The sequence below is a fragment of the Pseudomonas sp. F-14 TE3623 genome (assembly GCF_053629015.1).
On the sequence record NZ_JBRJHM010000001.1, the window covers coordinates 1,500,013 to 1,512,500 of the forward strand.

Annotated in this window: 12 protein-coding genes (1 of these 12 running past the window's edge); 3 read left to right on the top strand and 9 right to left on the bottom strand. The window is 59.5% G+C overall.

Going from position 1 to position 12,488, the window contains the following annotated elements:
• Positions 1–122 precede the first annotated feature (122 nt).
• Positions 123–1,211 carry a calcium:proton antiporter gene (locus AB7M29_RS06730; RefSeq protein ID WP_454246574.1) on the top strand — a complete coding sequence of 363 codons (1,089 nt, stop codon included), beginning with the start codon at positions 123–125 and terminating at the stop codon, positions 1,209–1,211.
• 131 nt (positions 1,212–1,342) lie between these two features.
• On the opposite strand, the gene AB7M29_RS06735 is transcribed toward AB7M29_RS06730, so the two are convergent.
• From AB7M29_RS06735 to AB7M29_RS06745, 3 genes are all read right to left on the bottom strand, one after another.
• Positions 1,343–2,701 (bottom strand): 8-oxoguanine deaminase, encoded by a 1,359-nt coding sequence (locus AB7M29_RS06735; protein ID WP_454246575.1) that lies wholly within the window; start codon positions 2,699–2,701, stop codon positions 1,343–1,345.
• Positions 2,702–2,956: 255 nt separating this feature from the next.
• Positions 2,957–3,643 (bottom strand): SDR family oxidoreductase, encoded by a 687-nt coding sequence (locus AB7M29_RS06740; RefSeq protein ID WP_454246576.1) that lies wholly within the window; start codon positions 3,641–3,643, stop codon positions 2,957–2,959.
• Positions 3,644–3,668: 25 nt separating this feature from the next.
• The gene (locus AB7M29_RS06745; protein WP_217855785.1) at positions 3,669–4,019 is read right to left on the bottom strand and encodes a MerR family transcriptional regulator; all 351 of its coding nucleotides are present in this window, start codon (positions 4,017–4,019) and stop codon (positions 3,669–3,671) included.
• Between the two features lie 82 nt (positions 4,020–4,101).
• Between AB7M29_RS06745 and AB7M29_RS06750 the strand changes: the two genes are divergently transcribed.
• Positions 4,102–4,542: a hypothetical protein gene (locus AB7M29_RS06750; protein WP_217855787.1), complete on the top strand. Its 441-nt coding sequence runs from the start codon at positions 4,102–4,104 to the stop codon at positions 4,540–4,542.
• A 65-nt stretch (positions 4,543–4,607) separates the two neighbouring features.
• Here the strand turns inward: AB7M29_RS06750 and AB7M29_RS06755 are convergent, their stop codons facing one another.
• The 6 genes from AB7M29_RS06755 to AB7M29_RS06780 form a co-directional block, all read right to left on the bottom strand.
• Positions 4,608–5,534 (bottom strand): ABC transporter permease, encoded by a 927-nt coding sequence (locus tag AB7M29_RS06755; RefSeq protein ID WP_038978830.1) that lies wholly within the window; start codon positions 5,532–5,534, stop codon positions 4,608–4,610.
• Entirely contained in the window at positions 5,534–6,640 is a 1,107-nt protein-coding gene (locus tag AB7M29_RS06760; RefSeq protein ID WP_454246577.1) for an ABC transporter permease, read from the bottom strand. Before AB7M29_RS06760 ends, AB7M29_RS06755 begins: the two co-directional genes overlap by 1 nt.
• Positions 6,641–6,651: 11 nt before the next feature.
• Positions 6,652–8,217 carry an ABC transporter ATP-binding protein gene (locus AB7M29_RS06765; protein ID WP_454246578.1) on the bottom strand — a complete coding sequence of 522 codons (1,566 nt, stop codon included), beginning with the start codon at positions 8,215–8,217 and terminating at the stop codon, positions 6,652–6,654.
• A gap of 580 nt (positions 8,218–8,797) precedes the next feature.
• Positions 8,798–9,379 carry an IMPACT family protein gene (locus AB7M29_RS06770; protein ID WP_217855793.1) on the bottom strand — a complete coding sequence of 194 codons (582 nt, stop codon included), beginning with the start codon at positions 9,377–9,379 and terminating at the stop codon, positions 8,798–8,800.
• Positions 9,380–9,386: 7 nt separating this feature from the next.
• Entirely contained in the window at positions 9,387–10,037 is a 651-nt protein-coding gene (locus AB7M29_RS06775) for a TetR/AcrR family transcriptional regulator (RefSeq protein ID WP_038978834.1), read from the bottom strand.
• A 120-nt stretch (positions 10,038–10,157) separates the two neighbouring features.
• The gene (locus AB7M29_RS06780) at positions 10,158–11,078 is read right to left on the bottom strand and encodes a LysR family transcriptional regulator (RefSeq protein WP_008006295.1); all 921 of its coding nucleotides are present in this window, start codon (positions 11,076–11,078) and stop codon (positions 10,158–10,160) included.
• Positions 11,079–11,217: 139 nt separating this feature from the next.
• Here AB7M29_RS06780 and AB7M29_RS06785 point away from each other — a divergent pair, with 139 nt between their 5' ends.
• On the top strand, positions 11,218–12,488 hold the 5' portion of the coding sequence (locus tag AB7M29_RS06785; protein WP_454246579.1) for an aminotransferase class III-fold pyridoxal phosphate-dependent enzyme. 79 nt of this gene lie beyond the right edge of the window; the window shows 1,271 of its 1,350 coding nt (coding positions 1–1,271); it begins with the start codon at positions 11,218–11,220; its stop codon lies beyond the right edge, outside the window.

The following is a 12,488-nucleotide window of genomic DNA, read 5'->3' on the forward strand; positions in this document are numbered from 1 at the left end:
AAAGTGCATGGCCAAGCGCAACTGCCATCCACTGGTGCGCTAAGGTGTAACGAAACGTTGGCGCCGCCCCGCAGTCAGTAGCTAATCACGCCGATTTCGCTCAGTTCGGCAAAAGGCCCGCGATGCTCACACTCATCAAGCAAGAAAAGTTTCTACTGCTGGCCCTGATCGCCGCCTTCGTCGCCTACCCGATGGAGCACTGGCTGCTGCACAGCGGCCAGACCATCGCCCTGACCGCCGGCCTGGTGCTGATCGCGTTCATCGTCGCCGCCTCGATGCGCGTTGCCCATCACGCGGAACTGCTCGCTGAAAAAGTCGGCGATCCCTACGGCACGATGATCCTGACCTTGGCAGCGGTGTTGGTGGAAGTGGTGATCCTGGCGATCATGATGAGCAACGAAGCCTCAAAAACACTGGTTCGCGACACGATTTATTCAGCTGTGATGCTCGACATCAACGGCATTCTCGGCCTGGCCGCGTTAATGGGCGGGCTCAAGCATGGCGAACAGTCTTACAACGACGACTCGGCGCGCAGCTACAGCGTGATGATCCTCACCGCCATGGGCGTTTCGATGGTGGTGCCGGAGTTCATTCCCGAGGCCAACTGGAAACTCTATTCAGCCTTCACCATCGGCGCGATGGTCGTGCTCTACGCCTTGTTCCTGCGCATGCAGGTCGGGCCGCACAGTTATTTCTTCAGCTACAGCTACCCGGAAAAACGTCGCAGGAAGGAGCCAGACGAAGAGCCCGAACCGATCAATCTGGCATTGAGCATCGGAACGTTGGTGTTTGGCGTGGTGGTGATCGGCGCATTGGCCGAGGTGATGTCCAAGACCCTCGATCTGGGCCTGGAAGGAACCGGAGCTCCGCCAGTGATTACGGCGATTCTGGTGGCGGCAATTTCCGCTGCGCCGGAGATTCTGACTGCGTTACGGGCGGCCCTGGCCAACCGCATGCAGGCGGTGGTGAACATCGCCATGGGCGCGTCGCTGTCGACGGTGATCCTGACGGTGCCGGTGATGGAAGCCATGGCGCTCTACACCGGTCAGCCATTTCAGATGGCGATGACTCCGGTGCAGACCGTGATGATCTTCATCACCCTGATCGTCAGCGCGATCAACCTCAACGATGGGCAAACCAATGCCATCGAGGGCATGACCCACTTTGTGCTGTTTGCGACGTTCATCATGTTGTCGTTGTTGGGCCTTTAAATCACTGTCGAAACCGGATCAAAAATGTGGGAGCGGGCTTGCTCGCGAAAGCGGTTTTTCATTCAACATTGATGTCGACAGATACACCGCTTTCGCGAGCAAGCCCGCTCCCACATTAGATCGCTGTCGTATCAGACGCCGCTGATCAACTGCCGAGCCGCCTGGCTATGATCGGCAATCAACCCTTTCAGATCCAGCCCCTCAACCTGCCCATCGATCACCCGCCACTTTCCGCCGATCATCACCCGGTCCGCCCGATCCGCACCGCACAGCAGCAGCGCAGACACCGGATCATGGCTGCCGGAGAAGCGCAGCTCATCCAGTTTGAACAGCGCCAGATCCGCCTGCTTGCCCACCGCCAGTTCACCGATATCACTGCGCCCGAGCAAACTCGCCGAGCCCTTGGTCGCCCAGCCCAGTACCAATTCCGGCGTAATCTTTTCGGCGCCATAACGCAGCCGCTGGATGTACAGCGCCTGACGGGTTTCGAGGATCATGTTCGACGCATCGTTGGACGCCGAACCGTCCACGCCCAGACCCAGCAGCGCACCCGCAGCGGTCAGGTCCAGCGTCGGGCAAATGCCGGAGGCCAGGCGCATGTTCGAACTCGGGCAATGGCAAATACCCGTGCCGGCCGCGCCGAGACGGGCGATTTCGTCGGGGTTGAAATGAATGCCGTGGGCCAGCCAGGTACGTGGCCCGAGCCAGCCGACGCTGTCCAGATAATCCACGGTGCGAAGGCCAAAGCGTTGCAGGCAGAAGTCTTCTTCGTCGAGGGTTTCTGCCAAGTGCGTGTGCAGGCGCACGTCGAGGGAGTTCGCTAGTTCGGCGCTGGCGGACATGATTTCCGGGGTCACCGAGAACGGCGAGCACGGTGCCAGGGCTATCTGAATCTGTGCCCCATCGCCGCGCTCGTGGTACGCGGCAATCAAGCGTTGGCTATCGTCGAGGATCACTTCACCTTCCTGGACAGTTTGCTGCGGTGGCAGGCCACCGTCTTTTTCGCCGAGACTCATGGAACCGCGAGTGAGCATGGCGCGCATGCCCAGTTCGCGAACACTCTCGACCTGCACATCGATCGCGTTTTCCAGACCTTCCGGAAACAGGTAATGGTGATCGGCCGCGGTGGTGCAACCGGACAGCAGCAACTCGGCCAACGCGACTTTGGTGGCGAGGGCAAGCTTTTCAGGGGTGAGGCGAGCCCAGACCGGATAGAGGGTTTTCAACCACGGGAACAACGGCTGATTAACCACCGGCGCCCAGGCACGGGTCAGGGTTTGATAGAAGTGGTGATGGGTGTTGATCAGCCCCGGCAGGATCACATGTTCGCGAGCATCGAAAACGTGGTCACAGGGCGCGGACGGTTGCTGGCCGGCGCTGAGCACTTCGACGATCAAGCCGTCTTGCACAACCAGACCGCCACGGGCATCGAGCGTGTTGGCCGTGAAAATGGCGAGGGGATTTTTTAACCAGGTACGGGTCGCAGGCATGGTGGCCGGCTCCTCTGAAAGTTGGGTTCAGGGTTGCCAGCTCAGTGTTGCCCTGTCTGCTGATCCAGGGTCGCCGCGGGGGCGAGGTGCGGAGTTTCGAACAAAAAAGCTTCGTGGGCAAGCCCGGCCCGACAGGACAACGCGAAACCCCTGTGGGAGCGGGCTTGCTCGCGAATGCGATATTACATTCAACATGGATGTCGCCTGACACACCGCCTTCGCGAGCAAGCCCGCTCCCACACTCGATCGGTGGTGTTACCAGGGAATGGTCTCACCCCTGTAGTTCACAAAATGATGCCCGCCCTTGCCGGCATACACATTCACCTGATCGATCAACCCGCGGGTGCTGGTTTCCACATCAATGTCCGCGCCTTCACCGCCCATATCAGTCTTCACCCAACCCGGATGCAGCGACAGCACGGTGAGTTTCTGTTCGCCCAATTGGGTGACGAAGCTGTTGGTCATGGAGTTCAGCGCCGCCTTGCTGGCCTTGTACAGCGCCAGCTCCGGCGCGTCGGGCATGGTCACGCTGCCCAGCACCGAACTCATGAACGCCAGCACGCCGCTGTCTTCACGAATCTGCCCGACAAATCGCTGGGCCAGATTGATCGGCGCCACGGCGTTGGTGAAGAACAATTGACCGACCTCGGCCAACGTCGCGCCGCCCGGCGTCTGGACCTCCGGCCCCTTGACCCCGGCATTCACGAACAACAAGTCGAACACTTCACCCTTGAGTTGTTGGCTAAGGGCGATGACTGCTTGCTGATCGTCCATGTCGAGTTTCTCGATCCGCACCTTGCCCAACGCTTGCAAGGCTTCGGCGCTCTGCGGGTTACGCACGGTGGCGGTGACTTGCCAACCGTCGGCCAGCAGGGTTTTCACCAGACCGAGGCCCAGGCCCCGGGAGGCGCCGATGATGAGTGCGGTTTTTGCCGTAGACATGAATGGCTTCCTAGATAGATGAGAATCACGGATTTAATGGACAACGCTGACCGAGTCGATGTTGCAGTTCCTGACGCAAGACGTCGAGTTCGGCGATGCGGGTTTCGATCAGGTTCAGTTTGTCTTGCAGCAGCTGGGTAACGGCATTGGCTGGGTCGGGCGCCTGCCACAGCGCGGCGACGCTACTGCCGATCTCGCCGAGGGTAAAGCCCAGCCGTTGAGCGGTCTTGATGTACAGCACCAGTTGCACCATCTGCGCCGGATAGTCGCGATAACCATTGGCGCTACGTTGGGCGGCGATCAACCCGCGCTGCTCGTAAAAGCGCAACGTATCGCGGCTGACGGCGCTGGCCTGGGCTAATTCACCGATGCGCATCTTAATGTCTCGAGAGGGCTTGACCCTGGAGCATACTCCAGGCTTTAGCCTTGTTGCTCCCTGAATTTATGGAGCAATGCCGATGTGGACTTCAGCGCAATATCGTCAAGTGGTGCGTGGCAGTGCGTGGTACGACCTGATCGTGACCGCTGCTTTTGTAACGCCGTGGAGTTTTGCGGCGTTGCATGGCGTGTTGTTGAGCCTGAGTCAGACTTTCAATCTGCCTGGCGAGCTACCGCCGTTCGAGCCGATGCACATGCTGATGGCGAATTTGTTGGGTTCGATTGTGTGCGTCTGGGCGGTATTGCGGATTCGTGATCCGCAGCAGGTGTTTGGGCGGTATGACGCAGTGGGGAGGTTTCTGTTTTCGGCTTGGCAGCTGTATGCCTTGCTCCACGGCGCCAGTTCATTGCTGGTTGTTTTCTTGGTCTTTGAATTGGCGTGGGGCGTTGTTCAAGTGTTGCCTGTTCGGGCCTCTTCGCGAGCAAGCCCGCTCCCACAGGGGGATTGTGTAAACCAATAATCCAAGGTTCACCCGGTCCAATGTGGGAGCGGGCTTGCTCGCGAAGAGGCCCGTGCAGGCAACCACTAATGCCCGGCCTGCCACGGCTGTCCCAACGAAACCGGCGCATACAACCGTGTGCGCACGGCATCCCGGGACAGCAGCACCAACACCACAATGGTCGCGACATACGGCAGCATCGCCAGCAGGCTTGACGGAATCGCCAGCCCCAACCCCTGCGCCACCAAATGCAGGATGCTGGCGAGACCGAACAGATACGCCCCGAGCAGCAATCGCCACACCCGCCAACTGGCAAACACCACCAGCGCCAAGGCAATCCAGCCACGACCGGCGCTCATGTTTTCCGCCCACATCGGCGTGTACGCCAGGGACAAATAAGCCCCGGCCAACCCCGCCATTGCCCCGCCAAACAGCACCGCCAGCGTACGCACGCGCAACACCGGCAAGCCCATGGCACTGGCGGCGTCCGGGTTTTCTCCGACTGCCTGAATAATCAACCCGACGCGACTTTTCAGAATCACCCAGGCCACTAACGTGAACAGCGCGAACGACAGATACACCAGCAAGTCCTGAGCAAACAGCATCCGCCCGATCAGCGGGATTTCACTCAACAACGGAATCGCCACCGGCTCAAAACCCGCCAACGGTTTACCAACCCACGCTGCGCCGACAAAGGTCGACAGGCCCACGCCGAAGATTGTCAACGCCAACCCGGTCGCCACCTGATTGGCATTGAACACCAGTGCCACCAGGGCAAACAGCGACGACAACAGCATCCCGGCGAGCATCGCCAGCAACACGCCAAGCCAGAGGTTGCCGCTGTTCAGCGCGACGATAAAACCGATCACCGCGCCAAACAGCATCATGCCTTCCTGTCCCAGATTGAGGACGCCGCTCTTCTCGCAGATCAGCTCGCCCAGCGCCACCAGCAACAACGGCGTACCGCAGCGAACCATGGCGTAGAAAATATTGCTCAGCAGATCGATATCCATCACAAGGCTCCTGCGTGTACGGCGGTGGTTGGTGCACGGCGAGCCCAGCGCAAGTTCAAACGCGGTCGGTAGAGAATCAGCACGTCACTGGCCAGCAGGAAAAACAGCATCATCCCCTGGAACAATTGAGTGATGGCTTGCGGCAGGTTCATGCTCATCTGCGCGCTTTCGCCACCGATGTACAGCAGCGCCATCAACAGGCTGGAAAACAGAATGCCGATGGGATTCAGTCGCCCGAGAAACGCCACAGTGATCGCCGCATAGCCGTAACCCGGTGAGACTTGCGGCACCAGTTGGCCGATCGGCCCGGTGACTTCGCACACGCCGGCCAATCCCGCCAAACCGCCGCTGATCAACAACGCCAGCCAGATCAGTCGCTTCTCGCGAAAGCCGACGAAACCAGCGGCGCGCTTGTCCAGCCCAAGCACTTTGATCTGGAAGCCGACAAAGCTTTTCTGCAGTAACACCCACACCGCCACCAGCGCGAGCAAGGCGAAATAGGCCCCGGCGTGAACCCGGCCGTCCTCCATCAACAGCGGCAGCCGACTGGCATCGCCGAACATCGCTGACTCTGGAAAGTTGAACCCGGCCGGGTCCTTCAGCGGGCCGTGGACGCAGAACAGCAGCAGGTTCAGGGCGATGTAATTGAGCATGATGCTGGTGAGGATTTCATTGGCGTTGAAGCGCGTGCGCAACCATGCAGTCAACCCGGCCCACGCGGCGCCGGCCAAGGTGCCAGTGAGCAGGATCAACACCAGCGCCCAACGGCTTTGCACGCCAATGATGTTTACCGCCAGCGCACTGCCGGCGAGGGCGCCAAGCAGCAACTGACCTTCGGCGCCGATGTTCCAGATCCGCGCCTGATACGCCACCGCCAGGCCCAATGCGCAGAGCAGAATCGGCAACGCTTTGACCAACAATTCGGAAACGCCGTACAAGTCGCTGATCGGTGCAATCAGCAACGTGTGCAAGGTCAGCAACGGATCGTGACCCAGCGCGATAAACAGCAATGAGCCACAGCCCAGGGTCAACACGGCTGCCAGTAAAGGCGAGCACCACAACATCAGGCGTGATTGCTGGCCACGGGGTTCGAGAGAAAGCAGCATGTGAAACTCCGTTAAAGCGCTACGGCGGCAGGTGATTGAGGTGTGTCGAACTGGCCGGCCATCCAGCCGCCGACGTCGCTCAGATGGGTGTCGACGGTGGCCTGCAATGGCGACAGCCGACCGCCGCACAGGGCGCCGAGGCGGTCGCTGATCTGGAACAATTCGTCGAGGTCTTCAGAGATCACCAGAATCGCCGCGCCAGCATCGCGCAAGGCAATCAACGCCCGGTGAATGGTCGCGGCCGCGCCGACGTCCACGCCCCAGGTCGGGTGCGCGGCCACCAGCAATTTAGGCTGCTGAAGGATCTCCCGGCCGAGGATGAATTTTTGCAAGTTGCCGCCGGACAGACTGCGAGCTGGTGCCTGGACATCAGGTGTCTTGACCCCGAAGCGGCGAATGATGTCTTCGGCCAGCCCTTCGACCTTGCCGCGCTGGATCAGCCCGTTGCTGACCAGCCCCTGTTGAAACGCGGTGAGCAGGGCGTTATCTGCCAGACTCAGCTCCGGCACCGCGCCATGGCCCAGACGCTCGGCGGGGACGAATGCCAGGCCAAGTTTACGTCGAGCATCCGGCCGCAAATGGGCCACCGGTTGTCCGCCGAAACTGATCGTTGCGCTGTCATCGCGGGGCAACCGTTCTTCACCACTGAGCAAGGCCAGCAACTCATCCTGACCATTGCCGGCGACCCCGGCGATACCTACGATTTCGCTGCTGCGCACGTCGAGATCTATGTCCTTCAGTGAGCAGCCGAACGGGTCGGGGTTGTGCCAGGACAACCCCGTCACGTTCAAAAAAGCATCAGCGCCCATGACCTTTGGATAGTCGGTGATCAGCTCGGCGGCTTCACCGACCATCAATTGCGCCAGTTGCCGGTCCGAGCACTCCGCCGGCACGCAATGCCCGGCCACCCGACCTCCGCGCAACACCGTAGCGCTGTGGCACAACGCGCGCACTTCGCCGAGCTTGTGGCTGATAAACAGAATGCTGCAGCCCTCGGCGGCCAGTCGGCGCAAAGTGACGAACAACTCATCGGCCTCTTGTGGAGTCAGTACCGACGTCGGTTCATCGAGAATCAGCAGGCGAATGTCTTGCATCAGGCAGCGAATGATTTCCACCCGTTGACGCTCGCCGATGGACAGGCTGTGGACAAGTCGCTCCGGTTCCAGCGCCATGCCGTAGCGCTGGGACACTTCACGAATCTTCGGCTCAAGCTGCTTCGGTGTTCCTGCCGCAGCGCCCATTGCCAGCGCGATGTTCTGCGCCACGCTCAGGGTTTCGAACAGCGAGAAATGCTGGAATACCATGCCAATCCCGAGGCCGCGAGCCTGGGCCGGGTTGCGCATGCTCACGCGCTGGCCCTGCCAGATCATTTCCCCTGAGTCGGCGTGAGTGACGCCGTAGATGATTTTCATCAGGGTACTTTTGCCTGCACCGTTTTCGCCGAGCAGGGCGTGGATTTCACCGGGCGCGATGCTCAAGTCGATGGCATCGTTGGCCAGGCAACCGGGATAACGTTTGCTGATTCTGCGCAATTGCAGGCGGGGTATTTGATCGGGGATCGGCACGGGGTTGGACATGACAGGCTCAGGTCGACAGAAGTTATGCCTGGGGATAAAGCAATTTCCTGGCCATTGAGTCAGGAAATCGACAAAACCTTGCAAGGATAGGCGTTGTGACCGTTGCCTCGCGTTATTCCAACTCCGAATCAGGCACCACTTGGGGGCACATTCTTTGATCAGGCTCCGGTTTTGCGCGCGGCGAATTGATCAAAAAACGAGCAGTAGCCTGCAAGCTATGTCGGACATGGGCCTGCGCCAGCCATGAACGGGTTATCCACAGGTTGTTCCACAGTATTTGTGCGCAAGCCGACCGGAGGGGCATAAGCACTGAGGGGCTTTCTTCTAATGGCGATAAACCGCTCTAACTGATTGTTTTTACGTGGAATAAATGTTGTTGCTGGGGATTTGGATGAAAAATGAGCAAAGCCCGCAAAGCCGCATGACAGAAGGGTTACAGCGGAATGTGCTCAGGTTATCCACAGCCGGGTGCACAGCAGATGTGGGCAAGTATCGAATGCAGGGCAAATCGGGGCGCCCCAAAAGATCGCAGCGCCCACAGGCGCGTAGGAGCTGCCGCAGGCTGCGATCTTTTGATCTTTTATCGCTGCAACAAAATGCGCCCGCGACTCAAATCCGCTAGCTGCGTTTGCAAGGTATCTATTTGCCCCTCGCCGATCGCCAATTGCAGTTCCACGCCATTGGCCGTGAAGGTTTCCTCCACCACCAAACCGCCCAGTTCCGCCACCCGAAGTTTCACCAGCGCCAATTCACTAAATGCGCAGGCACAACTCACCGGCACCCGACTGATCAGCTCAACCTTCGACGCCCCTTGCAGGCATTTGTTGGCGCCGCCGCCATAGGCCCGGGCGAGGCCGCCGGTGCCCAGTTGAATGCCGCCATACCAGCGGATCACCAGTACCGCGACCTGATCGCAATCCTGCGCTTCGATCGCTGCCAGAATCGGCCGGCCAGCGCTGCCGCCGGGTTCGCCATCGTCATTGCTGCGGTATTGATCGCCGAGTTTCCAGGCCCAGCAATTGTGCGAGGCGTTCAAATCACTGTGCTGTTCGATGAACGCTTGAGCATCAGCTGCGCTAGTGATTGGCCCGGCGAGGGTGATGAAGCGGCTTTTGCGAATCTCTTCGCGGTATTCGCAAAAACCGCTGAGGGTAAAAGGCATAGGTGTCTTAGATAGCAGGCGTCAGGCCGCAGCCTTTGAGAATGATGCGGATCAGGTTGTTGCCGGCGTCTTCCATGTCTTGCTTGGTCAACTTGGTGCGCCCGGTGACACGGCAGATTTGCGTGGCAAAATCGGCGTAATGCTGGGTGCTGCCCCACAGCAGGAAGATCAGGTGCACGGGGTCGACCGGGTCCATTTTACCGGCGTCGATCCACGCCTGAAACACCGCGGCCCGGCCCTGAAACCAGATGCGATAGTCCTGGTTGAAATGAGCGCTCAGGCATTCGCCGCCGCTGATGACCTCCATGGCGAAGACCCGCGAGGCTTGTGGCTGGCGCCGGGAGAATTCCATTTTTGCGCGGATGTATCGGGTGAGCGCTTCCGCCGGATCGTCCTCGACGGTCAGGGTATTGAAGGTGCTGTCCCACAATTCAAGGATGTTACTCAGCACCGCCACATACAAACCGAGTTTGTTGGTGAAGTAGTAATGCAGATTCGCTTTGGGCAATCCGGCATTCTGCGCGATGGTGTTCATGCTGGTGCCTTTGAACCCGTGACGGGCGAACTCGTCTTCGGCGGCTTTGATGATGGTCTCTTCGTTCTTCTGACGAATGCGGCTGGCGGGTTTGCCGCCGTGGGCTGGGACTTCAAAGGTCATAGGCACTTCCGAACAGGTAAATGGGTGCAACCAGATGCGTTGATAGCGCACCCGCAGGCCGCAGACAAGTCCTGTCGCGATAAAACCTTGACCACCGCAATTCCACAGGGATTTTCTTGTTCAACGCGTCGCTGCCAGGCTCTCCAGAAAACTCTCCAGCACCAAGTGGGGACGACGGCCCTTGCGGGTGACCGATGCCAGACTCAGGTCATAAAAACGCGCCTTGGGTTTCAGTGCACGCAATCGGCCCTGCTGCACCCAGAGGCTGGCGTAATGATCCGGCAGATAACCGATGTAGCGCCCGGTCAGAATCAGAAATGCCATGCCTTCGCGATCCGACGCACTGGCGGTGCAATTGAGTGCCTGGTAATGGGCCTGAATCTCGGCGGGCAAACGGAAGGTCGGGGCGATGGCGTCCTGGCTATTGAGGCGTTCATCATCCAGTTGTTTGTCATCGACATAGAACAACGGGTGGCCGACCGCGCAATACAGCAGCGAACGTTCGCTGTAGAGCGGCTGATATTCCAGCCCTGATAGCGCGCTGGCTTGCGGCACTACGCCGACGTGCAAGCGACCGTCGAGCACGCCTTGTTCGACTTCATTGGGCGCGATCATGCGGATCTGGATCTGTACATCCGGACCACGCTCCTTCAGCTGCGCCAAGGCGTGAGTAATGCGCATGTGGGGCAGGGTGACCAGGTTGTCGGTCAGGCCAATGGTCAACTCACCGCGCAAATGTTGGTGGAGGCCGTTGACCTCGGTGCGGAAACTTTCCAGCGCACTTAATAGCTGCAGCGCTGATTGGTAGACCTCGCGGCCTTCTTCAGTCAGGGAAAAGCCGGCGCGACCGCGTTGACAAAGACGCAGGCCGAGGCGTTGCTCCAGATCGCTCATCTGCTGGCTGATCGCCGAGCGACCGATACCCAGCACCGACTCTGCCGCGGAGAAGCCGCCGCATTCCACGACGCTGCGAAAAATCCTCAACAGGCGGATATCAAAGTCACTGACTTGCGCCAGCGGATCGGGACGACGGCTGCTCATGCTTTGTTTACTCAAAGTTTAGTAGCGGGCTGACTGAAGGTTAGAAAAGTTGGATTTCACCGACTTTATCTCCGTGGCAATTTAGCTGCAAGAAAGCTTTTCATCTCCACGCCGCTTATTGCCCTGCGAGGTTTTGCCCATGAACGTGCCTGAAAACGCCCCGACTTCCCTGGCCAGCCAGCTCAAGCTCGATGCTCACTGGATGCCCTACACCGCGAACCGCAATTTCCAGCGCGACCCGCGACTGATCGTGGCTGCCGAGGGCAGTTGGCTGACAGACGACAAGGGCCGCAAGGTCTACGATTCGCTCTCGGGTCTGTGGACCTGCGGCGCCGGACACACTCGCAAGGAAATTCAGGAAGCGGTGGCCAAGCAATTGGGCACCCTCGATTACTCGCCGGGCTTCCAGTACGGTCACCCGTTGTCGTTCCAGTTGGCCGAGAAAATCACCGACCTGACGCCGGGCAATCTGAATCACGTGTTCTTCACCGACTCGGGTTCCGAGTGTGCAGACACAGCGGTGAAAATGGTGCGTGCTTACTGGCGCCTGAAAGGCCAGGCCACCAAAACCAAAATGATCGGTCGTGCTCGTGGGTATCACGGCGTGAACATCGCCGGCACCAGCCTCGGCGGCGTGAACGGCAACCGCAAACTGTTCGGTCAGGCGATGATGGATGTCGATCACCTGCCGCACACTTTGCTGGCGAGCAATGCGTTTTCCCGTGGCATGCCGGAGCAAGGTGGTATCGCCCTGGCCGATGAACTGCTCAAGCTGATCGAGCTGCACGATGCCTCGAACATTGCTGCGGTATTCGTCGAACCAATGGCCGGTTCCGCTGGCGTTCTGGTTCCGCCGCAGGGTTACCTAAAGCGTCTGCGCGAAATCTGCGATCAGCACAATATCCTGCTGGTGTTCGACGAAGTGATCACCGGTTTCGGCCGTACCGGTTCGATGTTCGGCGCCGACAGTTTCGGCGTGACTCCTGACCTGATGTGCATTGCCAAGCAAGTCACCAACGGCGCGATCCCGATGGGCGCGGTGATTGCCAGCTCCGAGATTTACCAGACCTTCATGAACCAGGCGACGCCTGAGTACGCGGTGGAATTCCCGCACGGCTACACCTATTCCGCCCACCCGGTGGCTTGTGCTGCGGGCCTGGCAGCACTCGACCTGCTGCAAAAGGAAAACCTGGTGCAGAGCGTGGCGGAAGTGGCACCGCATTTCGAAAATGCGTTGCATGGTTTGAAGGGCTCGAAAAACGTCATCGACATTCGTAACTACGGGTTGGCCGGTGCCATCCAGATTGCGCCTCGCGACGGCGATGCCATCGTGCGTCCGTTCGAAGCCGGCATGGCTCTGTGGAAAGCCGGGTTCTACGTGCGCTTCGGCGGCGACACCCTGCAGTTCGG